Raw genomic sequence first — 23847 nt, forward strand, 5'->3', positions numbered from 1 at the left:
CATACGGTATTTTTAATTTTTCTAAGGTCCATCACCACGATATCGAGGGCTTTTTTATCCTCCATTCCTTCGACGATGACTTGACTCAGCTCTTCTGCTGTCATATTTAATTTTTAATTTTGTCTTGTCCTTGTAAATCTAGTCTCTACTTAAGACAAACCAGAAACAAATGCATAAAATTCTTGCCAATACACTTTTTTTGGGCAAAGACATTAAATACCTGCCAGACTGTCACTCTACCAATGACATAGCCTTCCAATTAGTCAGAGAAGGAGAGGGGCTTGAAGGCACGATTGTCATTTGTGATTTTCAAAAAGCAGGAAAAGGACAACGCGGGAATACCTGGGAGTCCCAACCGGGTCAAAATCTTACGTTTTCGCTGATCCTTCAACCATCTTTCATGGATGTTTCTGAACAGTTTTATTTGAATATGGCAGTGAGTTGTGCTATTCAAAAAGTATTGGAAGATTATTTCCCCTTGATTCAGATCAAGTGGCCTAATGATGTGATCGTCCCACAAAAGGGGAAATTAGGGGGAGTGTTGATTGAAAACAGTTTGGGTAAAAGTGGTTGGGAATATGCGGTTGTTGGTATTGGACTCAATATTAATCAAACAGAGTTCGGGAATTCGAAAGCTGTTTCGCTAAAAAGTTTGACTGGGACAGAATTTTCCAAAGATGAGATTTTAAGGCAATTGGTGACCCAGATTGAGCAATATTATCTGCTTCTGAAGAAACGAAAATGGGCTCAGATTGAAGCAGAATATCAGCGGAATTTATATTTATTTCAAAAGGAAGCTGAATTTTTGGTAGGAGAAGAAAAACTTCATGGGAAAATTATCGGTCTTAAGCCCAGCGGACAGTTACTATTGGAGACTAATACTCAAGAAATTAAAACTTTTGATTTTCAGGCAATCCGTTTTCCTGATTACAGTAGTTAATTTTAGAATGCGGGATTTTCGAGGTACCTTTGCGGCAAGTTTTGGAGTTTTAAACAATTAATTTTCATACTATGTCAGAGATTCAATCTGAAAAATTCATTCAATACAAAGTAAAAGACATTTCCTTGGCAGAATGGGGGAGAAAAGAAATCAAACTTGCTGAAGCTGAAATGCCAGGTTTGATGGCTTTGCGTGAAGAATATGGGGAAATCAAGCCTTTGAAAGGAGCTCGTATCGCTGGATGTCTTCACATGACTATTCAGACTGCGGTTTTGATTGAAACCTTAGTGGAGCTTGGTGCGGAAGTCACTTGGTCTTCTTGTAACATTTTTTCTACGCAAGATCATGCAGCAGCAGCGATTGCAGCAGCAGGTATTTCGGTCTATGCATGGAAAGGTATGACTGCTGAGGAATTTGACTGGTGTATTGAGCAAACGCTATTTTTTGGCGAGGAGCGAAAGCCTTTGAATATGATCTTGGATGATGGAGGTGATTTGACCAACATGGTTTTGGATCAATACCCTGAGTTAGTTTCTGGAATTAAAGGTTTATCCGAGGAAACCACCACGGGTGTTCACAGATTGTATGAGCGAACGAAGAATGGTACACTTCCTCTTCCAGCTATCAATGTTAATGATTCAGTTACGAAGTCGAAGTTTGATAACAAATATGGTTGCAAGGAATCATTGGTAGATGCGATTCGTCGTGCTACTGATGTTATGATGGCGGGAAAAGTTGCAGTAGTTGCAGGATATGGGGATGTTGGTAAGGGCTCTGCTGCATCTTTGAGAGGTGCAGGAGCACGTGTTATTGTGACTGAAATTGATCCAATCTGTGCGCTTCAAGCAGCAATGGATGGTTTCGCTGTCAAGAAGATGGTAGATGCTGTAAAAGAAGCGGATATCGTAGTGACAGCTACAGGTAACAAAGACATCATTACCGGAGAGCATTTCAAAGCCATGCGTGATAAAACCATTGTTTGTAATATCGGCCACTTTGACAATGAAATCGATATGGCATGGTTGAATAAGAATTATGGCCATACCAAATCCGTCATCAAGCCTCAAGTTGATTTATATGAAGTGGATGGAAAAGAAATCATTGTGTTAGCAGAAGGTCGATTGGTGAATTTAGGTTGTGCTACAGGACACCCATCATTCGTAATGTCTAATTCCTTCACAAATCAAACCTTAGCACAAATTGAACTTTGGACCAAATCTGAAGAATACAAGCCGGGAGTCTATGTACTACCGAAGCATTTGGACGAAAAAGTTGCTGCTTTGCACCTTGCTAAACTTGGAGTAGAGCTTGAGACTTTGAATGAAGATCAAGCAAAATATATCGGTGTGGAGGTTCAAGGGCCTTTCAAACCAGAGTACTATCGATATTAATTCGATTTGATATCCCAATTTTAAACCCGGAACAATTACTTCCGGGTTTTTTTATTGAAGTTGAAGTCTACGACCGTCAGAGAGTAAAGCCTCTACCTGCACGAGGCAAGGGTTCGTAGAACTATAGAAAAGCGAATGAGAAATGGTTTGAGGGGATGTTCTTGAGATTTCCCAAATCTCAATAGCAGAATTTGGAAGACCAGGTTCATCAGTTAAAAAGCACTCGACCTTTTCTTCCCGAGGGGCCTGTAATATCATGGAAATACTTCTTCCGACAGGGTTTGTACCTTCTAGTGACCCAGAAGTTCTAATGCCGGTCAACAAGCCTCCTGATAAAATTGTGCTATGGTTGAATTCTCCTGAAATTACTGTTCGAACCTCTTTTTCAGATTCAAAAGTGAGGTTTTCAAAAGTTTCTTTGATTTGGGTAAGATTCACGAAAGAGAATCTACGTTCCCCTGAGATTTTGAAGTTTTTAAATGAATAATTTTCATATCTCATTGTCCAAAATGAGAGGAAACCACTCTGTTGCGAGAAATCAAGAATGATTTTTCCTGATCGGAAGGTTTTGTCTTCTCCATCGCATCCTTTTTTATTAGAAAAATCTATAGTCACGCGGCGATCTCCATCACTAATCTGGATTTCTGGACATCCCGGTAAGTATTCACTTTCCATTTGACGATAATCCTCAAAATCCAGCATTGCAAAAAATAGACTTTCTCCCCAGTTAGAGGATGTTTGGAGAAGTTGGGTTGCCTCGACAGTTATATCTGTATGAATGACTCGATCTGTGTCTTCTTGACAAGAGAAAGACAATAGCACCAAAGGAAAAAATAAAAGAGGAAGAATGCGCTTCATAGGAGGTGTTTTCGAGTTTTCCGAATTGTTTTCAATTACCGGGCCGGATGATTATCTTGGTTCAACTTTAAACAAAAATAACCAATGAATTTCAACGAAGGAATGCTCCGGGAAGGGGCTTTGAAAGGCAAAAATATATTGATTACCGGTGGAGGGACAGGATTGGGCCGTTCCATGGGGGCTTATTTTTTAGAATTGGGAGCTAATTTAGTTATTACCTCTAGAAAACTGGATGTGCTTCAAGAGACTGCTTCCCAAATTATGAAGGAAAAAGGAGGTCAAGTTTTGGCCTTAGCCTGTGATGTCAGGGATATTGAGCAAGTTGAAAAAATGTGGGCAGATGCTAATCAGGAATTTGGAGAGATTCATGTGGTTTTGAATAATGCTGCGGGAAATTTTATTAGCCCGACTGAGCGGCTATCGACGAATGCCTTTAATACCGTTTTGGATATTGTTTTGAAAGGCACTTCTCAAGTAACCTTAACTGCAGGTAAGGACTGGATAAATAAGAAGCAAAGGGGAACATTTTTGAATATTGTCACGACTTATGCTTGGACGGGCTCTGGTTATGTTGTCCCATCAGCAGCTGCAAAAGCAGGGGTATTGGCTATGACTCGTTCCCTGGCAGTTGAATGGGCTAAATATGGTATTCGATCCAATGCAATTGCACCAGGACCATTTCCTACCGAAGGAGCATGGAGCAGGTTACTTCCTGGAGATTTGGTGAAAAAATTCGATCCGGCCAAAAAGGTACCTGTTGGTAGAGTAGGAGAGCATCAGGAGCTTGCAAACTTAGCCGCATATTTGGTTTCAGATTTTTCGAGCTATGTCAATGGAGAAGTGATGACCATTGATGGTGGGGAATGGCTAAAAGGTGCGGGAGAATTTAATAATTTGGATATGATTCCACAGGAAATGTGGGATATGCTAGAAGCAAGCCGAGGAAAAAAGCAATAAGCCCCAAAGTGATTTGGGGCTATTTAAAGGCAAAATGGAAAATTCGAAATCTTTAGGAAGCAGTGTTTCCGGTTTCCGATTCAAAAACCTTGTTTTGATTGACTGACTCCTTAATGCTTTTTTTCAAAGCATGATCGAGGTCTTTTGTTTCCTTTTTGATGATTTCGACAATCCTTTTGGATTCGAAAGATTGCTGTTCTAATTCCAGAATATCAATTAATCCTAAAATATTGGCAACTCTAGCCCTCAGGGTATGAGATTGTTGGAAGGCAAGATCTTTCAGAAAGAAATGATGCTCTTTCAACCAAAGTTCTTGCTTTTTCCGCTCGTTTATATCCACAATCAATCCCTGTACGTGAGATGGTAACCCCCTCTCATTCCATTTGGTGGTTTTTCCAAAACCTACTACCCAAATAGTCTGGTTTTGCTTTGTAATCAATCGAAATTCCCGCTTAAATGGAATGGTTCCTGCCGATCTAAAATGCTGAAAAAGGTCAATCCGTAAATTTTCAAAATCCTCTGGGTGAATGTGGTTTTCCCAAGTGATGGAACCAAATTGATTCATGTCTTTTTCAGAATATCCTAAAATCTGAGCAAGACCGGAACTGATCGAATTTGATTTATCGTAAGGGTTGAATTCCCAAAATCCCAGTAAACGATCTTCCAAAATGGTGTCGAGTAATTCTTGTGGGGAATCACTTGCATCCATGAGTTCTCCCAATTGAATATCATATGGTTTTTGAACATCCAAAGGATGCCCAATTCCCAAGCATGTTCCATGTTCTTTGGATATGAAGAAAAACTCCCACCGGGTTTTTAATAAATTCCCGTTTGGATAATTGATTTTTTGAAGATCGACAAAAAAAGACTGCTGATGATTGTTCCAGGCTTTTGTGCGATTATTTTCATATTTTACCCAGTCCGAAGAAAGAAAACAATCAGCAAAAAAAATCTGCTTCTTGCTTTGGTCAAAAAGGGAAGGAATGGGGCCAATACCGCTGTCGCTTGAAAGTACTTTACCATCAGGGTCTAAAGTGACCTGCATCAGGTATTCGGACGATACTGCCAATTGGGCCAAATTTTCAAGTCCTTTCAAACTCATAGTCATACAGCAAGAACAAAACAAATATACGAGAAACATTTAATATAATATGAAATGCAATAAAAATTATTTGAAATGAATGAAACGTCATTAAATCTTGGTCGAAGTGAATTTGGAAGTCCAGAAAATAAAGGGAATGTTCTTTCCCTCGAGGGGGCATTCGATCTTTTGAAAAATTGGGTAAAAAATGAAAAACTGATTGTCCACATGCAACAAGTGGCCCATTTGATGAAGTCTTATGCTAAATCAAAGGGATTGAATGAGTTGGATCAGCACCGTTGGTTTTTAGCAGGCTTGCTTCATGATGCAGATTGGGACCAATGGCCTGATCAACATTGTCGAAAAATTATTGAAGAATTGGAGTCCCGAAATATAGACCCAGAAATCATCCATGCCATTGCATCTCATGGTCCTCGCTACTTTGGGGTAGAACCTGTTACTGAGATGGATAAAATGCTTTATGCTTTTGACGAATTAAGTGGGTTTGTTCATGCCTATTCGCTCATGCGTCCGACGGCCTATGAGGGAATGGAAGTCAAAGGAGTAAAAAAACGATTGAAGGATAAAACCTTTGCGGCGCAAGTAAGTCGGGAGGATATTCGAGATGCTTCAGAGCGGGTAGGAATTCCGGTGGAAGAATTAATTTCCTTTGTAATTCAGCATCAACCTCAAGCATTGGATTAAAGAAGGGGAATTAATCTTCCCCTTCTTCTTCTTGTACCGGTCTGAAATTTCCTTCCGGTAATTCTTGATTTAAATCGTTTGACTCATAAGGAAACACCTCCACTATCGGGCTTTCTGTAATATCAGGAACCCGAAAACTTACCAGCATATTGCTTAAGCTTTCCTGAATTCTGTCATAGGCTTGCTTCACATCATAGGCTGTGACGATCATATACTGGGTTACCTTTTTTTCCTTCCCACTTTCTCCATCAGCAACCAAGTAGGTAATCTTACATTTATGCCAGATATCCGCATCATCGTAATAGAAAACATCGACAATGTTACTTTTACTGATGCCTGTAACTTGGAAATCACCTCGTATTTGAGAACCTAATCGATCGTACAGAATTGCTTCAGCTTCTGTAAATGATACAGCATCGACGAGATATTGCTCGGAAATACTTTTTAGTAATCCCTGTTCATTTTCTTTAGCGTATTTTACCTTACACAAAAACCAAGTTCTCATAATGATTCATTTTAGGACCCTGAAAGTACAGTTTATCATGTGAATGACCATAGGCTAAATTCAATATTTCCCTTCTTGGATTTTCAGGATTTTACAAAACTTTGAGGACCAATGGCTTTAAGTAAAAATTTTTTCATTGAAGGAAAAACTTTAAATTTTAAGGAATATCAAAAATATGATTCAATCCATCTGGTATAGTTTTCCAGTACAGCTTTTATCCCTTCACCTTCGGAAAAACCTAGCCCTGCTTTTGGTTTGGGGGTTGTTGTTTTTGATCATTTTTGAGGGGTTTGGAGTCACCCTTGGGATCCCTTTTTTGTTTTTGGACCCTGAATACCTTCATGAAGTTTCTTGGTTGAGTTTTTTGTTAATGGGTGTTGGGTTCGCTGTCTTTACCATGGCCTTCCACATGACTACCTATATGATGGAAGGTAAAAAATATTCATTTCTAGCTGTTCTCAAAAAGCCATTTATTCATTTTTGTATCAATAATTCCATCGTACCCCTTCTTTTTTACCTAGCCTATTGTATTCGGTTTGTCAATTTTCAACTTCAAAATGATTTAGATTCTCAATGGCAAGTATTGTCTTATTTTGGAGGTTTTACCTTGGGAAGCTTGATTAGCTATGGGTTAATTTTCGGATACTTTGCGGTTACCAACAAAGACTTCTTTTTGATTTTTGCAGGGAATCTGGATCGGAGACTTCGACGTGTTCCTTTCACTCGGAAAAATGTCATCAGCCGATATAAAGATATAAAGAACCAAAATCATCAAGTCCATAGCTATTTGACCATAAAGCTTCGATTTGAGCCGGTTCGGCCGGATATCTCTCGCTTTCATGCTGCCAAACTTTTAAAAGTATTTGATCAGAATCACCTCAATTTATTTCTGATTCAAGTGTTTTTGATTCTGCTCGTAATTTTCCTGGGTTTATTTAAAGAAGAACCTTATCTACAATGGCCGGCAGCTATGAGTGCGATGTTGCTTTTGGCGATTTTAATGATGCTAGTCGGAGCTGTCAGTTTTTGGCTTAGGCAGTGGGCGACGGTTACTGTTTTTTTGGCAATTCTGCTAATAAATTATTTCTCAAACTTTTCATTCTTAAATCGGCCCCATGAGGCATTTGGTCTTGATTATCAAATTGAGCCAGCTCCCTATTCCCTAGAAAGATTGGATTCCTTGCTACATCCAGACACACTCGCAAAAGACCGACTACATACTCTAAAGATTTTAGAAAATTGGAAGAAAAAAACGGGAGATGAAAAGCCAAAACTTGTCATGATCGCTTCGAGTGGTGGAGGGCAACGAGCAGCTTTATGGACAGTTGTGATTTTGCAACATCTCTATGCAATAGAAGAGGGAGAAGTCTTGAAGCATACCGAATTCTTTTCAGGGGCTTCCGGTGGGGTATTGGGGGAGGCTTTTTTCAGAGAAATTTATCTTCGGTCTTTGGAGGATTCTTCAATTGACCCAAGGGATTCTGTTTATCTCGATCAAATATCTGCTGATAATCTGAATCCAATCATTTTTTCACTATTGGTAAATGACCTGATCATTCGAAACCAATATTTTGAATACAATGATCGAAATTACTTGAAGGATCGAGGGTATGCTTTTGAGCAACAACTTAATGAAAACACTAAAGGATTGATGGATAAACCATTGAAAGCTTATCGTGAAGCTGAATTTTCTGGGAAAATACCACTTTTACCCATTACTTCATTAATCACAAACGATGGGAGAAAATTGGTGATTTCACCGCATTCTATGTCTTATTTGGGAACCTCAGTCAAAGGACAATTAGGAGCGGACGAAAAAAAGCAAAGTGTTGATTTCCTTCGTTTTTTTAAGGATCAGGATTCGGAAAATCTCCGATTTCTCACGGCCTTACGGATGTCTGCTACTTTTCCATTTATCACTCCTAATGTACAGCTTCCTTCTCAGCCGATTATGGAAACCATGGATACCGGTTTATCCGATAATTTTGGGATTCAAGATGCCTTACGGTTTATTTATGTATTTCAAGAGTGGATTCATGAAAATACAGATGGGGTGGTCTTAATTACGATCCGCGATTCTCAAAAGTCCATGGAAATTCCACTCAGTCCTGCTCCTCGTATTGCTGAAAAAATATTTAATCCCCTGAAAAATATTTATTCCAACTGGGATAATGTTCAGACCATTCAAAACGAAGTTTTATTCAACTATATGGCAGAGTCCATGCCTTTCGCTTTGGACAAGGTGGAGTTTGAATACGCACCAGAATTAGTTCAAAAAGAGGAACTCACGGGAAGTCAAGAAGCTATGCAGCGAGCTTCGTTAAATTGGCGTTTAACTGCCCGGGAGAAGAAATCAATTTTGTTGAGTATCAGAACTAAAAAGAATCAAACTTCCCTAAGAAAAATTGAGGCAATGTTTAAGGATTAAGAAAGTACTTTGTATGATCTTTTTAGGGCTAATATGCCAAGCCTAGTCGTTTGTAAATGAAGTGCATTAGCCAAGCTGGTCCTATGAGTAAAAACTGTAGGTCTTTGAAAAAAGATGGTTTTTTTCCTTCAATCTTATGACCATAAAATTGGATAACCCAAGAGATCAAGAAAATGGCTAAGCTGATAATCCAGAGTTTTCCAGGGAATTCAATGGTCAAAAAGTTAGCTAGAGCCAAACAAAGCGCAGCAAATAAAAACATTCCTAAGGCTAATGGGACGGAAAGAGTGATGTAATAAACTAAAACCAAAAACAAGACAATTGTAGCCCAATTGGCGAATCCTCCTAAAAGAGGAAAGTATTCTGACAAGGGCCCAGGAGGTATACTGAAAACCAACCCTACTACACTAAAAAAAATAGCTGGTACACAAAACCAATGGATAAGCTTATTAGTAGGGTTTTGATGACTTAAACCATATTCCTGAAGGAGTTCATCAATTTTTCTCATAGCGCTCTGTATGGTTATGATTATGTTTAGAAGTAAATTATCAAAAATCTAACGAAATGCCGTCTGGCAAATAGAATTATGCTAAGCTATTGGGAAAAGAAGCATTTTTTAAACTATGATTTGATTGTAGTAGGGGCAGGGTTTGTAGGATTATCTACTGCGATTCATTACAAAAGAAAAAATAAGAGGGCTCGGGTTTTGATTTTGGAACGCGGGGTTTTTCCTACGGGAGCGAGTACCAAAAACGCAGGTTTTGCATGTTTTGGGTCTTTGACTGAAATTCTGGATGATTTTTGGACCATGACGCCCGATGAAGTTTTACAATTGGTGGAGCGCCGATTTAAGGGTTTGAATCAAATAAAAAAAGAATTTGGGAAAAAGGAGCTTGAATTCAAAGATTCAGGCGGTTTTGAACTTATCCAAGAAGACCAAGTTGAGGCCTTGGACCACCTCGATAATGTCAATAAATTATTAAAGCCCCTTTTTAAAAAGCCTGTTTTTTCAACCGTAAAGGCACATCGCAAAATGGGTTTTTCGGATTCGGTGAAATCGGTTGTCAAAAACCAATTTGAAGGGGAATTGGATTCGGGTAAATATCTCAATTCTCTTTGGTCTTTGGCTGAGGAATTGGGGATTCGAATTTTAACAGGTGCTACCGTTTCTCAACTATATCCTGATTCAGGGGAGGTGATCCTCTCTGAAAACGTCCTTTTTTCTGGTAAAAAAATCGCCATATGTACCAACGCCTTTACAAAAAAGCTATTGCCTGAGGTTGATCTAGTGCCCGGAAGAGGATTGGTAATGGTCAGTGAACCTTTGGATTTTCGTATTCCTTGGAAAGGAAGCTTTCATATGGACAAAGGCTATGTGTATTTTCGGAAAATCGATGGACGTCTGCTTTTAGGAGGAGGAAGAAATCAAGATTTTGAAGGTGAACAAAGTGAAGAAAATCAAATTAATCCTAAAATTGAGCGCTACTTGAAGGGAATTGCAGAGGAGGTAATTTTTCCGGGTAAAAAAATCAATTGGCAGCACTCTTGGACTGGAATCATGGCTTTTGGTCCAAAGAAATCTCCAATTATTCAAAAAGTCGGAGAAAAAACTGCTGTTGCAGTACGATTAGGAGGGATGGGTGTCGCCATTGGATGGCAGGTTGGGAAGGAACTCTCAGATCTTCTTCGAAAAGGGTTTTAAATTTTTTGGTTAGATTCACAGATTCATCCTATCCTTAAAATTTGATGCAAGAAAAAACTCGGACGCCGGGAATTGTTGATGCGTTGATTCCCCTCGTTTTTTTAATCTTCTTATTAGTTTTAAATATCCAGATTTTCGGAACCGATGGTCTTTCTGGATCTAATCAGATCGTTTTATTACTATCCGCTGCTGTTGCAGGCTTAGTTTCGGTTTACAGGCTTGGATTTCATTGGCAAACCCTTCAAGACGGAATTGTAAAGAGCATCAGTTCTGCGATGTCAAGTATTTTGATTTTGTTTTTGATCGGTGCTTTGGCTGGGACCTGGCTCTTGAGTGGGATTGTACCTGCTATGATTTATTATGGATTGCAGGTGCTGAGTCCGGCAATTTTCCTTTTTGCAGCATGCGTGGTCAGTGCGATAGTGTCAATATCTACAGGAAGTTCATGGACAACAGTTGCAACCGTTGGGGTTGCCCTTTTGGGAATTGGAAAGGCCTTGGGATTTGAGGAAGGAATAATAGCAGGTGCTATCATTTCGGGAGCCTATTTTGGGGATAAAATGTCTCCTTTGTCCGACACGACAAATCTAGCACCAGCAATGGCAGGGACGGATTTATTTACCCATATCCGCCACATGGCCAAAACGACCATTCCCTCCATTGTGATTACTCTAATCTTGTTTATCATCATTGGAATTAACTACGATGCTAATGGTTCAGTAGATGATGTGAAAGCAATTTCAACCGTGATTTTAGAGAAATTCAATGTTACTGGTTGGCTATTCATTGTTCCAGCTGTAGTGTTGATTCTGATCATTCGAAAAGTTCCTGCCATTCCTGCTTTATTGGCTGGAGCACTCTTAGGGGGAGTATTCGCGGTGATTTTCCAGCCTGATATAATAGCTTCCATTGCCAACGATTCTGGGAACTATGCATATTTGAGCTTTAAGGCTGTGATGATGTCACTTTATGGAGAGATTTCAGTAGTGACCAGCAATGATGTAGTCAATGAACTTTTGGTGACTCGCGGAATGGGAGGGATGCTCAATACAATTTGGTTGATTATCTGTGCGATGATTTTTGGAGGCATCATGGAGGTTACTGGCATGTTGCAGGTATTAGCTGAAGCCGTAATCAAGAAAGTCCATCAAGTTGGTTCGCTAATCGCAAGTACAGCTGCAACTTGTGTCTTTTTCAATATTACCACTTCTGATCAATACTTAGCTATTTTAGTTCCCGGTCGGATGTATGCGGATATTTATAAAAAGCGAGGGTTAAAGCCAGAAAACTTAAGTAGAACTTTAGAGGATTCAGCAACAGTTACTTCCGTTTTGGTTCCTTGGAATACCTGTGGGGCAACTCAAGCTGGAGTTCTTGGTGTTGCTACCTTGGTTTATGCACCGTATTGCTTTTTCAATATTATCAGCCCATTTATGACGATTTTGTATGGGTATCTCAATATTGGTATTAACTATTACACAGAGGAAGAATTAGAGACCGCATGATTCCTATACGGATTAGCAAAGAGGAGGTAAATGCGCTTCCATTGGGGCAATTTGAAGGGGAAATCTACTTAATTGATCAATTGGAGGATGTGGAAGAAGTGGTTGAATTTCTAGATACTCAACCCATCTTGGGTTTTGATACCGAAACCAAACCGGCCTTTCGAAAAGGGGTAACGAATGAGGTTTCACTTTTACAACTTTCCACTTCCGAGCAAGCCTTTCTGTTTCGGTTAAATTCCATTGGCTTTCCCGATGAATTGCGAGCCATTTTGGAACGGGAACATATCCTCAAGATCGGAGCAGCTGTCCATGATGATTTGAAGGGTTTGTCCAAATTGACGGATTCCTTTTACCCCCAGGCCTTTTTTGATTTGAATGATGAACTTCGGAAAATAGGCTTTCATAATGTGGGTGTTCGAAATCTCTCTGGAATGGTTTTGGGGATTCGAATCAGCAAATCAGAGCAGGTTTCTAATTGGGAGGCAACTCAACTAACGGTCAAGCAACAACGGTATGCAGCTACAGATGCATGGGCCTGTCTAGAAGTCTTTAAAAAGCTCAGAATGGAAGGCTATTTGGATGAATTATTCCAATAGGGTTACATTGACTCCTTCCAAGGTATTTAATTCCTCAGTGACCTTTTCCAGTAAGCCAGACCGAAAGTCCAATATTATTTCTGCATCCAGTGTCATCTCCTGGGATTCAATAGTTAAGTTTTCAGCTTTGATGAGCTTCATAACTTCATTCATTTGAGAGTAAGGAAATTTTACATTGATGCGGCTTTTTAAAAAATCTGTTACAAGTTCATTTTCTTCAATGGCGAGTTTTGCTGAAGTCTTATAAGCTTGAATCAATCCGCTCATTCCCAATTTTGTACCTCCGAAATACCGAACAACTACGATAAGAACATTCGTCAGCCCAAAAGATCGGATTTGTCCCAAAATCGGATCTCCAGCTGAATGATTGGGCTCTCCATCGTCATTTGCCCTGAAGATTTCCCCGTCCTTTCCCAAGCAATAGGCATAACAATGGTGTCTTGCATCATAGTATTTTTTTCGAAGCATGTCTAAATGTTCTTTTATTTCCCCCTCATTTTTGACAGGGAAGGCGAAATAAAAAAACTTGCTATTTTTTTCTTTAAATAAGCCTGAGGAAGAGCTAGCTAAAGTTAAAAAGGAGTCCTTATCTTCAGTAAAATCTGTCAAGGTGAATAGGTTTGATTTGAGATTAAGTTGTAAAATAAATTTAATAGAGGGTTAATCTTTTTTCCTTTGTAATTATCTTAATTTCCGACCGGCTGTAATAAGAATGGAAAATTCGAATATAAAACTTGAGCCTCAAATGATCCAATTTCGAGGTGATGAGCAGGAATCAGGAGAGCTCTTTTTTTGGGAAAATAAGGACATTTTTCCGCAAGGTATTCGGCGATGTTTTTGGATTCATAAAGTTCCTAATGAATCTCTCAGAGGTAAGCATGCACATCGAAAGGAAACACAAGTGTTAATTGCAATGGCCGGGGAATTGGAGGTTACAATCCTTTTCCCTGATGGAAAAAGTAAGAAGTTTTTACTTCAAAATCCTTCGGAAGGCTTATTGGTGCCTCCGGGCCATTGGGTAGAGACAAGGTTTTCTTCTGATGCAGTGTTATTGGGTCTTTCAGATCAAGATTTTTCTGAAGACGATTACATTAGAGACATGGAAGAGTTTAAAAGTTTGAAAGGAAGAAATGCCTGAGAAGTATCAGTTTGCGGTTGAAAAGTCTGATTCCAATCCGAAAGACTATTTTTTATCTGGATTAACTCCTCTTAGTGAAGGAACCTATTGGGATTTTTGCCTGTATAAGAAAGAAAAGAAAAAAGCTTGGGTTACATTTTTCATTGATAAAAATTCAAAGCAAGCTGTCTCTTTACCTCAATTACCATTTGGCGGTATTTGGTTTCAGGAAAAGCTTCATTCAGAGATTTTGGCCTATTTTATTGAAGAATCAATTCAATTTTTACAAAAGCAGGGAATTCAAAAAATTGAGATAACGCAGCCTCCCAAACCATATCAGGACAACCATGATCTGATTGATTATTTATTGTTTAAGTTGGGTTTTGTTCCTCATAGCCTGGTGGCACATCAATTTTTTATTGGTAGGAAGAGAATCAAAAAATTTCTTCAAAAAGAAGAGCCTAAATTTTACCGTCGAGTAAAAGACGGAAAGCTTCAGGTTTATAGCGGACCAATTCAAAATTTTGAATTTTTGAATGCTATCCGAGCATGGAATGAAAACCGGGGCTATGCTGTCAGTTTGGATGAAAGCAAATTGATAGGACAAGTATCTGAATTTCCAGAAAGGTATTTTTTGATTTCATTAGAAAAGAATGGGAAGGTTATTGCACATACCTTAGCAGTTAAATTGACTGAAAATTCGATCTATTATTTTCAATCGGCAATCCACCCAAATAGTCCAATCAATCATGCGGGTGAGATTTTGCTGTATTACCTATTTCGATTAGCAGACGAGTTAAAGGTTGAGTTGATAGATTTGGGGTCCTCTGATCAGCCGGATTCACCGAATCACAGTTTAATGTTTTTTAAGTCAAGATTTTCAAACGATATTTCCAATAAGGTCACTTGGGTCAAGACGCTTTAATCATGGAAAAGCAAAAAAAAGTCACCATCATTTGTATTGCATTCAACCATGAAGATTGGATTTTTGAAGCCTTGGAAAGTGTGGCGATGCAGGATTATTATGCCAAAGAGCTGCTGATCATTGATAACGGCAGTTCCGATCAGACTCCTGCTAAGATTCAGGAATGGGTGAATCAATTCACAGGACTATTCCCGGTAAAAACAATTTTTAATGAAGAGCCCAGACCCTACTGCTCTGTTTTCAATGCTGCTTTTCTCCAAACAGACTGTGATTATGTGGTGGATTTGTCAGGTGATGATGTCCTTTATCCCGATCACCTTTCTCTTTCGATTAAACAATTGAAAAAAGATCCGAATGCGGCATTTTGTTTTTCTGATGCCTATTTGCTTTCATCTTCCGGAGCAATTCGGACCTTTTACAAACGAAATGCATTCAGCGAACTAAGGGAAAATGTGGAGTTGGGGAACTTGTATGAAACCTTATTGCGGAGAAATACCATTTGCTCAGCTACGATTGTTTTTAATGCTAAAATCCTAAAAAAGGAAGGGGGGTATGATGAAAGCCTATACTATGAGGATTTTGATATTCAAATCCGTTTGACTCGAAAATACCCAGTCGTTTTTTCGGATCATGTGGGAATTCTTAAGCGTGTTCATCCTCGATCCATGTCTTCGCAGCAATACCAACGATATATTTCAAGAATGCTTCCCAGTACTGTGAAAGTCTGTGAGAAAGCACTGGAGCTTAATCAAAGTGAAGATGAAAATCAGGCGCTACAGGAGCGGATTTTATTTGAGTTGAAGCATGCGCTTTGGTCTGCTAATTTTTTGGCGGCAAAGCATCTGATCGAACTTGCTGAAAAGCTACATACTAAAAATCCAAGATTGGCTTTTTATAGGTGGTGGTCCAAGATAAAAGTAGATCTGTCTTGGCTCTATATTCATTTGACGGGTTGATCAGCCTACGCTTACAATAAATAGTTCTTGGTTTTTGAAGTATTTTTCTCCTACCTGCAATACATCTTCCTGGGTGAATTTTTTAATAAAGTTGAGCTTCCTTTGATAGAAATCCAAATTTAGATCAGCATGGTAAACAGCTCGGAAGCGGTCCATCAAATCAAAAGCATTGCTGAATTGTGAAAGCATTTGACCCATTAAATAGTTTCTGACTAACTCAAGCTCCTCTTTTGAAACTGCTTCCTCGCAGAGTAGTTGGATCTCCTTTTGAATCTCTGAGGTCACAGTCTCCAAATATTTTTTCTCAACATCTGCAGCGACTACCCAGTAATTCATGCTTCCAATTTGTGCCAAACTGGAATAGATTCCATAAGTATGTCCTTTGTCTTCCCGGATATTTTTTATCAACCGGGAACCAAAGTATCCTCCCAAAATTGAATTGAAAACACTTAATGAGATGAAATCAGGGTGGTTTTTGGGGATTGAAAATTTTCCTACCCGAATACTGCTTTGAACTGAATTGGGACGTTCTTCATGGACTACATATTCGCTACTTACATCCGGAAGAAGCACGGATTCTAATGCTGGCCGAACTGGAAAACCTTCGAGTGAATTCAATAATTGGCTTAATTCTATTTCAGTAAAATTGCCGGAAATAAAAATTTCCAAGTCTTGCCACAAAAGGTTTTGACTTTGATAATGAAGCCTATTGGAAGTTACTTCTTGAAGCATATTTTCCCCGATCTCCACACCATAAGGATGGCCTTCTCCAAAAAGGGCTTTTCTGAAAAGTTGAGAAGCGCGGGAAGCGGTTTTTTCACGTTCCAACTGGATCGCCAATTTTCGCTGAGATTTTCGCTTCTCAAGAATCTCTGTAGGGAAAATGGCTTCATGGACGATTTCCAAAACTAGGGGTAAAACTTTGAATAGGTGTTTTTTGGTACTTATCAAGCTAAATCCTTCATGTCCAAATGTGACAATGGGTTGGATTTCACTTGCATGAAAATCAAAAAAATGAGCAATTTCATTCCCACTTTTGGTAGCAGTTCCTTCAGAAAGTAATTGGAGTGTGAAGCCAGGAATTAATGCCTGATCTAGGGGAAGACTACTTCGTGTTCCTTTTCCAATAAAATCAATTTTCACAGCTTCCACGGCGGGTGTGTGAATATGGAAAACTTTGGCCCCAGATGAAAGCTGGAATTGCTCAGGTTGGATCAACGAGAAATCTTCCGGAATAATAAACTTCGGAGGCTGACTTCGGTCAAGCATCGATTAATTGTTCGGAATAGTGTAAAGGAGACTGAATCTAAGTGTTTCAGCCAAAGGATGGTTTTGCGTTTGCGGAACTAAATAGGAAAAATTGAATCCAAGTCGCTCAAGATTGAATCCTACTCCCATGGTGAAGTATCTTCTTCCTCCTTTTGTAGGGTTCTCAAAGAAATAGCCAGTTCGTACAGCAAACTTGTCACTGTAAGTGTATTCTGCTCCAAAAGAAAGGGTTACTTCTTGGATTTCCTCTTTTATTCCATCTGGAGCATCGGTAAAGGATCCAAACATTCCGGAGATTAAAGGTCTATTTGGATCTTTTCCTTTTTCAATAATCAAATTCCCATCCTCATCAGTTGCTAAAGTTCCATCAGGATTAGTCGCATAAATGGGAGGCGATGGAACCAAAAGCTTATTAAAGTCTAAGGCAAAAGTTAAGGTGTTTAATTCATTTAGATCAATGGAGTATGCTGTTCCAATTCTCAAATTCGTAGGAATATAGTCTAAGTCATCAGCACTGTTATAGGTGATTTTTGGGCCGATATTAGAAATATTGATACCCCAAGACCAGGTTCCTTCTTTCGATCCGGAAAGGATGGGTTTAGAATAGTACAAACCGACATCTGTCCCAACACTAATGCCTGGGCGTCCTTCACTCCCACCAACGGCAGAGATATTTCCGGAAAGGTTTGAATGAATAAATCTTGCTGAGATTCCTAATCCCAAGTTGGCGGATAACTTTCTAGAATAGGTTCCCCCGATGGCGATATCACGAGGATTAAATTCCCCCAACTCATTTCCAAGTCCGTCTGTCAGTTGAATGTCTCCCATATTAAAATAGCGGAGGTCAAATCCAAATGCAGAGTTTTCATCTATTCTAAAAAAGCCTGTCAAATAGCTCAATGACATGTCATTGACTAATTTTCCAAGCCATGGTGAATAGGAAAGAGAGAAGCCCATCTTATCATCTATAAATGCGAGTTTCCCGCTATTCCAATGAGCTGAGTTTGCATCTGGGCTAGTGGCAACACCCACGTCTCCCATGGCAGAATGTCTGGAATCGGGGGCAAAATTTAAAAATGGAACCGCTGTGGTAATCACCCTTCGCTCAGGGTCTTGACCTGAAATCACAACGGAATTTTGGGCAAGCAAGCGGGTAGAATTGAATAAGATCAATCCCATAAATAATCCAACTTGTATCCAGTTGCCTTTTATCTTCATTCAATTATTAGTTTCCCACTGATCGAATCGAGGGTATTATCCTCCTCTGATTGAAGCGTTAATTTGTAAATATAAGTCCCTTTTGCTGGAATTTTCGACTGACTTTGTAAAAAAATCCAGGTGAAGGGTTCTATTTTCGAGTCAACTTTTACCCAACGACGGGAGTCTGAAAATAGTATATTTCCTGCCAAATCAAATACTTCTAAGGTAATAACTAAGTTTTCGCCCGGGCGGTTATGAGTTACCTGAAAGGTTGTTTTTTCATTCGCAGGATTAGGATAGATTTTGTTGTTTAAGATTTGAATTTCATTGCTGCCCCGTACTTCGATTTCAATGGTTTTTACAGATATGTTTCCCAATAAATCAGCCGCTTTAATTTCAATAAGATTGAGTCCTTCCCTTAATCCAGCAAGTGTTAAATCCACTTTTCCTTTTTGATAAGAGCTTTCTAGACTTACGAATTCATGGTTCAATACTTCTTCCTCTTGATTATTAATTCGAATTGTTAGGTTGTTTTCGAGGATTAATCCGCTAACATCAATCCCGTTTGGATCGGAAAACTGGAACTGGGCTTCCAATTGATTTTTTGGAAAAATAAGAGGTGCTGCGGTAAGGTTTTCTATTTTGAACTGTATTTCTGGTCCCTCTTGATCATTCGGTTCTTCGTTCGGTTCACCTCCAATTAAAACCTGCAGGCCTCCAATTGCATCCAAGGACTGGATGGAATCCACTGCATAAAATCGAAATTGTCCCTTTTCAAGATCTGGGGAAATGCCGGCCGGAACTCGTAATTTTCCTTCAAATAAGCCGTTGATTACTTCGCCTGATCCTTTAAAGAGAATTGTATTTTCTTCTGGAAACTCAACGGGGCTGCTTTCGTCTCCTAATGTTTCTATGAAAGTGGGCTTATCTTGAAGTTCAACTTCAAAACTTCCATTGAAATTTGAAATTCGAGATCCGCTTTCGGGTTCAATAATTTCCGCAGAGAAAGTGATTTCAGAAAGTGGGGAGAAAGACTCAATGGGTTCACCGCTTTCGTTTTTAAATTCGATGGCTCGGATATCAAAGTCAGGATAATCCAATTTCATACTGGGGTCTCCTAGCAAGCTAAAATTTCGATTTAAAGGACCATTTAAACTGGCGTTTTTTGTGTTTTTAAAAATACTTCCAAGGTCTTGATGTTTTCCGTCCAACTTTCGAAAGACCTCTTGAATAAATGCTTGATTTAATCTGAAATTGACGCTGCTGAAGACAGGCCTTCCTGTGGTCAATAGGCCGATCGCTCCCTTTCCTTCAGCAATCAATAATTCTTCGGCAGCCGACCGGATAAAAGGACTATCATACCTTCCAAATTCACAGGTTGCGGTTACCCATAAGGCAGGATTTTTAAAGTTCGGCCAATTTTGGATGTCCTCAATCCGAAAAACTTCCTCGGCGGTCAAAGTAGTTTCATTTCCATGGCCAATAAAATTCATAAATAACGTTCCTTCTTCAAGATTATGAAGGAGTTTCTCTTTGGCTTTAGGAGATCGCTGATTCCCATTTTCTTCAATTTGTTCAAAGCGGTCCAAATAGAGTTTTTCCTGAAAATAAGCTTGTGCTTTTTCGCCTAGGGTTGTGGCATGGGACTCGGCATCTCGCAAATGAATATTATTATCCCCATCATCTGCAAAAAGGGTGAAATTTCGTTTCCATTTTCCAAAAGATGGGGTGGACTCGTAATCAATAAGCTTATTGACAACCAATTCAGCTTCTCGTCTATTAATTACCGGTAATCGGCCAACTCCAATGGAAAGCATTTCGTCTCCCTCTTGACTTTCTACCCATTCTCCCTGTCCAAATTCGAGTAATCCAAAGAAATCATCTGAGCTGAAGGTTGTCAAAGGATTAAGACTATTTCTACTGGAATAGGTTGGGACGATGGAAGGGCGACCACCCAATTTTCCTTTATAATCAAAAGTCCCCTTTCCCAAAAAAAGAAGGTTTGTTAATCTTTTTCCGGAATGGAAATGCCAGGCTACGAAATTCCGGATGGCTATGAGGTCAGGGTTCCCAAATCCAAATTGATCGTAAACACTTTCGATAGATATTGCTTCTGCAAAAATCCCCTGACTCAATTTATGCGTTGCCAACTTATTTGCTTCAGGTAAAAAATCCTCAGAGGTGAGAATGAGTAATTCTGGCCAGTTTCCGATAGAGCGGATCGTGGTTTCTACCGCCTTAATTTCTTCGATTTGTTGGATGCTTTCTTCATTAAAAAAGATTAGTTGTGAACCCGCAACTAGATTTTGATTGCCTAAATCTAAGGGATTGAAAAAATCGCTGACTTCCCATACTTGACATGTGGAACATGAGTTCGAAAAAGGGAGTGTTGATTCGGGAAAATAAATTCCCGGTTCAATATTTTCGGATGAAAAGGGTACTCCGACTAGCAGGTGTTCAAAGTATCCAGTTCCATTTGGGTCTGCACTTTCAAACCCAATTTCTATGGTGCTAATCGAACTTGTAGTAGGAATGAATTCTTCTTGGATCGGTACTTCTATTCCCTTGATTCCATAAGTAGAATTGGGAATTGGTGGGATGGTTACATTCGTGATTTCATTTCCATTTTCTATCAAGTGGATTTGCCCCCCTTGAATAGATTGTCCCATCACGACTCCCTGAATTTTCCAGGGAGCATTTGTCGAAGAGTTTTTCCGAATAGGGATGGATTGGATATTTCCCGAACTTACGGGTTTGGAATACCAAACTCTCCCTGAATTTAATAGGTTGGAATCTTCTCCTTTGATGGCAGTCCATTGATAGAGCGTGGGTGGATTTTCAGAATTCCCTTCAGATAACTTGACAGTTTGTATTCGTTTGGGATCTTTTTTTCTTCCAATCAAATAGTAAAGCGTGTCTGTATAGTAGTGGTGCCGGTAGCTGATTGAATTTTCATCGGATTCAATGACATGTGGACCCGAAAGAAATACGAAAAGTCCCTCTGATGTTTCCAAAGCAGGTATTTCTTTCAAGTCAAGTTGGCTACTATCTAATTTTTGAGGAAGTCTTCCAGGAAATCCATAAAAAGTCACCTCTGAAATATCGGAGATTCCGAGAGTAGATAGCTGCTCTGGGGTTAATTGGTAAATGCCACTTTCTAGTACGGGAAACTTAAAAATATCGCTTTGAGCCCAAGTTTGATTAGCAAAAAGACTCAAAAAAACGATCCCTAAGTTTACGATGAAAGCATTTCTCATGGAGAAAAAAACGAATTTTCGATCGCAGAAAGTACCAAATAAACAAGGATAATTAGCGGAACTCCTGCCAAGCCCATTGTCAATAGGAAAATTAGCCCTAGGCCGATCAGCATATATCTAAATACATTATTACGAAAGGAAAAGTTTTTGAATTTTAAAGCAATAAGTGTTAGCTCAGCAACTAGTAAAAGAGAAAAAATCCAGGCTAGAATAATCAAGAACCAAGGATTTGAAAGAAGAAAATCTAATTGAGACCATTTTTGAGAGAGAATTGGTAGAGTACTGAAAAACAAAGCATTCGCTGGAGTAGGTAATCCAATAAAGCGATCAGATTGACGCTCATCGATATTGAATTTTGCAAGCCGGAGTGCAGAAAACAAAGGAATTGTAAGGGAAAGGTAGGGAAGCCATTCCAAATCTGTTAATGTTTGTGACCAAGAAAAAACAATGAATCCAGGCAATACGCCAAAAGAAACCATATCTGCAAGAGAATCGAGTTGTTTCCCAAGTTCTCCAGTCACCTTTAGTAATCGGGCGGCAAAACCGTCAAAAAAATCTAACAAAGCTGCTAGTAATATAAAATAAGCCCCTGCAGAATAGGTGCCGTCCAGAACCCAAACGATCCCGATGACGCCTGCCAACAGGTTCCCTAGAGTTAAAAGGTTCGGGATATGAGATTTAACTTTCAAATCAGCTTCTTGCGTTAGTGCCTACAAATGGATTGTACTCTTTTTCAAACCCGATAGTAGTTGTAGGGCCATGTCCTGGATAGATGATAGTCTCCTCCGGCAAGGAAAATAACTCGGATTTGATTTTGGCCAATAATAGATCATGATTTCCGCCTGGAAGGTCTGTTCTACCTATACTTCCTCTAAACAGCGTGTCTCCGGCTAGGCATTGTTTGCTTTCCTCATGGTAGAATACAACATGGCCAGGCGCATGTCCCGGGACAAAAATTATCTTTAAGCTTTCTTTCCCCAATTGAATAACTTCACCAGGTTGCAGGTAGCCATCTGGTTCTGCTGCCTCGTATTGATTGAACCCATAGTTAGGAGCAAAAACCTTTGCAGAATTCAAAACAGGAACCTCTTGTTCATGGATTAATAAAGGAATTGAAAATGTTCTTTTGACAAATGCATTTCCCAAAACATGATCAATATGGCAATGGGTATTCAAAAGAAGCGCCGGTTTAAGGTTTTCTGATCGAATATAATCCAGTAATTCCTGGTTTTCACTCCGATCATAGTTTCCTGGATCTACAATTGCCGCATTCCCATCTTGATCGGAAATTACATAGGTGTTTTCCTGAAATGGATTAAAGGTGAATGTTTGAATTTGAAGCATGTTTTCTCAATCCTCAAAAACAAAATAAGGAATAAAACACGTTATTTGAGCTATGAAAATTGATTTTTTGCTCATTGGAGGAGGGATTGCAGGAACTGCTTTAGGCTACCGATTGATTCAAGCAGGGAAACGGATTTTGATCATTGATCAAGCATCTCAAAATCAATCAAGTAGAATAGCAGCGGGACTTTATAATCCTGTTACGGGAAGAAAAATGGTGAAAACCTGGTTTGCGGATAGGCTATTCCCGGAAATCGAACCGTTTTACCGACAGTTAGAAAAAGAAACAGGATCAAGTTTTTTGCGACCTGAGACTATCTACCGCCCATTTATAAGTATAGAAGAACAAAATGAGTGGATGGGCAATAGTTCGGAAGCTAGTTTCGAACCCTACATTCGAGAATTGGTTACTGAATCACAGGCGGATACTATAAATGATCCTTATGGAGGAGTCATGCTGAAAAATTCGGGATGGTTGGATATCCCAACCTTCTTAGATGCCTTTCGGCAAAAATTTTCTAAGTATTTCTTAGATCATAAATTTGAGGAAGAAAATCTGGAGCAGAAGGGGAATGTCTGGGTATATGGAGAACTTGAAGCGGACTCTGTCATTTACTGCAATGGTGTTTCAGCGGCTTCCTCCAAATATTTTGGAAATTTACCTTTTGCACCCGTCAAGGGGGAGATTTTGGAACTTCAACAAGAGTTTTGCCCTAATTATATTGTGAATCGAGGGGTATTTCGTGTGCATTTGGGTGATGGAATCCATAGAGTTGGTTCTACATATACTTGGCATGATTTGGATCTAGGTCCTACCGAACGAGCAAAAAATGAGCTTTTGGAACGGCTTCAAGGCTTGGTTGATTTGCCTGTTCAAAAAATTATTTCTCATAAATCAGGGATCCGTCCAGCCACTAAAGATCGGAAACCTTTTTTGGGGAAACATCCTCGTCTTGAAGGCGTTTACATATTCAATGGTTTTGGGGCTAAAGGCGTTTCTTTGGTTCCCTTCTTTAGCAAAATGATGAGTTCTTATCTATTGGAATCTGAGCCGCTGATGATGGAAGTGGATATCGCTCGCTATTTTGATTATATTTAAAACTTCTAGTTA

At 39.3% G+C, this 23847-nt stretch carries 22 protein-coding genes and 1 pseudogene; 12 read left to right on the plus strand and 11 right to left on the minus strand.

The annotated features are described in order from the left end of the window. Positions 1 to 104 (minus strand): annotated as a pseudogene (locus tag HWE15_RS02440) (ribosome silencing factor); the annotation flags it as partial. A gap of 65 nt (positions 105 to 169) precedes the next feature. On the opposite strand from HWE15_RS02440, the gene HWE15_RS02445 reads away from it, so the two are divergent. Further along, positions 170 to 940: a biotin--[acetyl-CoA-carboxylase] ligase gene (locus tag HWE15_RS02445; protein WP_290505908.1), complete on the plus strand. Its 771-nt coding sequence runs from the start codon at positions 170 to 172 to the stop codon at positions 938 to 940. Between the two features lie 71 nt (positions 941 to 1011). Beyond that, positions 1012 to 2331, plus strand: coding sequence for an adenosylhomocysteinase (ahcY, locus tag HWE15_RS02450; protein ID WP_290505909.1), 1320 nt, complete (start codon positions 1012 to 1014; stop codon positions 2329 to 2331). 51 nt (positions 2332 to 2382) lie between these two features. Here ahcY and HWE15_RS02455 read toward each other — a convergent pair whose 3' ends face one another. Continuing rightward, a complete protein-coding gene (locus HWE15_RS02455) occupies positions 2383 to 3189 on the minus strand; it encodes a hypothetical protein (protein WP_290505910.1) in 807 nt (268 codons plus the stop codon). A gap of 84 nt (positions 3190 to 3273) precedes the next feature. Here HWE15_RS02455 and HWE15_RS02460 point away from each other — a divergent pair, with 84 nt between their 5' ends. Beyond that, positions 3274 to 4146, plus strand: a complete 873-nt coding sequence (locus HWE15_RS02460; protein ID WP_290505911.1) for an SDR family oxidoreductase — start codon at positions 3274 to 3276, stop codon at positions 4144 to 4146. A 52-nt stretch (positions 4147 to 4198) separates the two neighbouring features. Here the strand turns inward: HWE15_RS02460 and HWE15_RS02465 are convergent, their stop codons facing one another. Beyond that, a complete protein-coding gene (locus HWE15_RS02465; protein ID WP_290505912.1) occupies positions 4199 to 5248 on the minus strand; it encodes a PAS domain-containing protein in 1050 nt (349 codons plus the stop codon). A gap of 75 nt (positions 5249 to 5323) precedes the next feature. Here HWE15_RS02465 and HWE15_RS02470 point away from each other — a divergent pair, with 75 nt between their 5' ends. Next, the gene (locus tag HWE15_RS02470; protein ID WP_290505913.1) at positions 5324 to 5932 is read left to right on the plus strand and encodes an HD domain-containing protein; all 609 of its coding nucleotides are present in this window, start codon (positions 5324 to 5326) and stop codon (positions 5930 to 5932) included. 10 nt (positions 5933 to 5942) lie between these two features. On the opposite strand, the gene HWE15_RS02475 is transcribed toward HWE15_RS02470, so the two are convergent. Further along, complete coding sequence (locus tag HWE15_RS02475) at positions 5943 to 6437, minus strand: DUF4494 domain-containing protein (RefSeq protein WP_290505914.1); 495 nt, start codon at positions 6435 to 6437, stop codon at positions 5943 to 5945. Between the two features lie 175 nt (positions 6438 to 6612). On the opposite strand from HWE15_RS02475, the gene HWE15_RS02480 reads away from it, so the two are divergent. Further along, positions 6613 to 8865, plus strand: coding sequence for a patatin-like phospholipase family protein (locus tag HWE15_RS02480; RefSeq protein WP_290505915.1), 2253 nt, complete (start codon positions 6613 to 6615; stop codon positions 8863 to 8865). A 28-nt stretch (positions 8866 to 8893) separates the two neighbouring features. On the opposite strand, the gene HWE15_RS02485 is transcribed toward HWE15_RS02480, so the two are convergent. Next, the gene (locus HWE15_RS02485; RefSeq protein WP_290505916.1) at positions 8894 to 9373 is read right to left on the minus strand and encodes a DUF962 domain-containing protein; all 480 of its coding nucleotides are present in this window, start codon (positions 9371 to 9373) and stop codon (positions 8894 to 8896) included. Positions 9374 to 9451: 78 nt separating this feature from the next. Here HWE15_RS02485 and HWE15_RS02490 point away from each other — a divergent pair, with 78 nt between their 5' ends. From HWE15_RS02490 to HWE15_RS02500, 3 genes are read left to right on the plus strand one after another with little or no spacing between them, the layout of a single operon-like run. Continuing rightward, on the plus strand, positions 9452 to 10567 hold the full coding sequence (locus HWE15_RS02490) for an FAD-binding oxidoreductase (protein WP_290505917.1): 1116 nt from the start codon (positions 9452 to 9454) through the stop codon (positions 10565 to 10567). A 44-nt stretch (positions 10568 to 10611) separates the two neighbouring features. Continuing rightward, positions 10612 to 12072, plus strand: a complete 1461-nt coding sequence (gene nhaC / locus HWE15_RS02495) for a Na+/H+ antiporter NhaC (RefSeq protein ID WP_290505918.1) — start codon at positions 10612 to 10614, stop codon at positions 12070 to 12072. Beyond that, entirely contained in the window at positions 12069 to 12668 is a 600-nt protein-coding gene (locus HWE15_RS02500; RefSeq protein ID WP_290505919.1) for a 3'-5' exonuclease, read from the plus strand. Before nhaC ends, HWE15_RS02500 begins: the two co-directional genes overlap by 4 nt. Here HWE15_RS02500 and HWE15_RS02505 read toward each other — a convergent pair. Next, on the minus strand, positions 12657 to 13277 hold the full coding sequence (locus HWE15_RS02505) for a YigZ family protein (protein ID WP_290505920.1): 621 nt from the start codon (positions 13275 to 13277) through the stop codon (positions 12657 to 12659). The genes HWE15_RS02500 and HWE15_RS02505 overlap by 12 nt on opposite strands. 136 nt (positions 13278 to 13413) lie before the next feature. Between HWE15_RS02505 and HWE15_RS02510 the strand changes: the two genes are divergently transcribed. The 3 genes from HWE15_RS02510 to HWE15_RS02520 are packed head-to-tail and all read left to right on the plus strand — an operon-like array spanning position 13414 to position 15666. Then, positions 13414 to 13806, plus strand: a complete 393-nt coding sequence (locus tag HWE15_RS02510; protein ID WP_290505921.1) for an FdtA/QdtA family cupin domain-containing protein — start codon at positions 13414 to 13416, stop codon at positions 13804 to 13806. Then, entirely contained in the window at positions 13799 to 14710 is a 912-nt protein-coding gene (locus HWE15_RS02515) for a hypothetical protein (protein WP_290505922.1), read from the plus strand. Before HWE15_RS02510 ends, HWE15_RS02515 begins: the two co-directional genes overlap by 8 nt. 2 nt (positions 14711 to 14712) lie before the next feature. Beyond that, positions 14713 to 15666, plus strand: coding sequence for a glycosyltransferase family A protein (locus HWE15_RS02520; protein ID WP_290505923.1), 954 nt, complete (start codon positions 14713 to 14715; stop codon positions 15664 to 15666). Here the strand turns inward: HWE15_RS02520 and HWE15_RS02525 are convergent, their stop codons facing one another. From HWE15_RS02525 to HWE15_RS02545, 5 genes are read right to left on the minus strand one after another with little or no spacing between them, the layout of a single operon-like run. Next, positions 15667 to 16935 (minus strand): pitrilysin family protein, encoded by a 1269-nt coding sequence (locus HWE15_RS02525; RefSeq protein WP_290505924.1) that lies wholly within the window; start codon positions 16933 to 16935, stop codon positions 15667 to 15669. It lies immediately after the preceding gene. 3 nt (positions 16936 to 16938) lie between these two features. Beyond that, positions 16939 to 18114: a type IX secretion system outer membrane channel protein PorV gene (gene porV, locus HWE15_RS02530; RefSeq protein ID WP_290506205.1), complete on the minus strand. Its 1176-nt coding sequence runs from the start codon at positions 18112 to 18114 to the stop codon at positions 16939 to 16941. A 35-nt stretch (positions 18115 to 18149) separates the two neighbouring features. Then, a complete protein-coding gene (gene porU, locus HWE15_RS02535) occupies positions 18150 to 21392 on the minus strand; it encodes a type IX secretion system sortase PorU (RefSeq protein ID WP_290505925.1) in 3243 nt (1080 codons plus the stop codon). Next, positions 21389 to 22081, minus strand: a complete 693-nt coding sequence (pssA, locus tag HWE15_RS02540; protein ID WP_290505926.1) for a CDP-diacylglycerol--serine O-phosphatidyltransferase — start codon at positions 22079 to 22081, stop codon at positions 21389 to 21391. Before pssA ends, porU begins: the two co-directional genes overlap by 4 nt. Before the next feature lies 1 nt (position 22082). Beyond that, positions 22083 to 22736 (minus strand): MBL fold metallo-hydrolase, encoded by a 654-nt coding sequence (locus HWE15_RS02545; RefSeq protein WP_290505927.1) that lies wholly within the window; start codon positions 22734 to 22736, stop codon positions 22083 to 22085. A gap of 52 nt (positions 22737 to 22788) precedes the next feature. Here HWE15_RS02545 and HWE15_RS02550 point away from each other — a divergent pair, with 52 nt between their 5' ends. Further along, positions 22789 to 23835: an FAD-binding oxidoreductase gene (locus tag HWE15_RS02550; RefSeq protein WP_290505928.1), complete on the plus strand. Its 1047-nt coding sequence runs from the start codon at positions 22789 to 22791 to the stop codon at positions 23833 to 23835. Positions 23836 to 23847 lie beyond the last annotated feature (12 nt).

Origin of the sequence: Algoriphagus sp. (assembly GCF_013373065.1) — a bacterium.
Classification (GTDB): Bacteria; Bacteroidota; Bacteroidia; order Cytophagales; family Cyclobacteriaceae; genus Algoriphagus.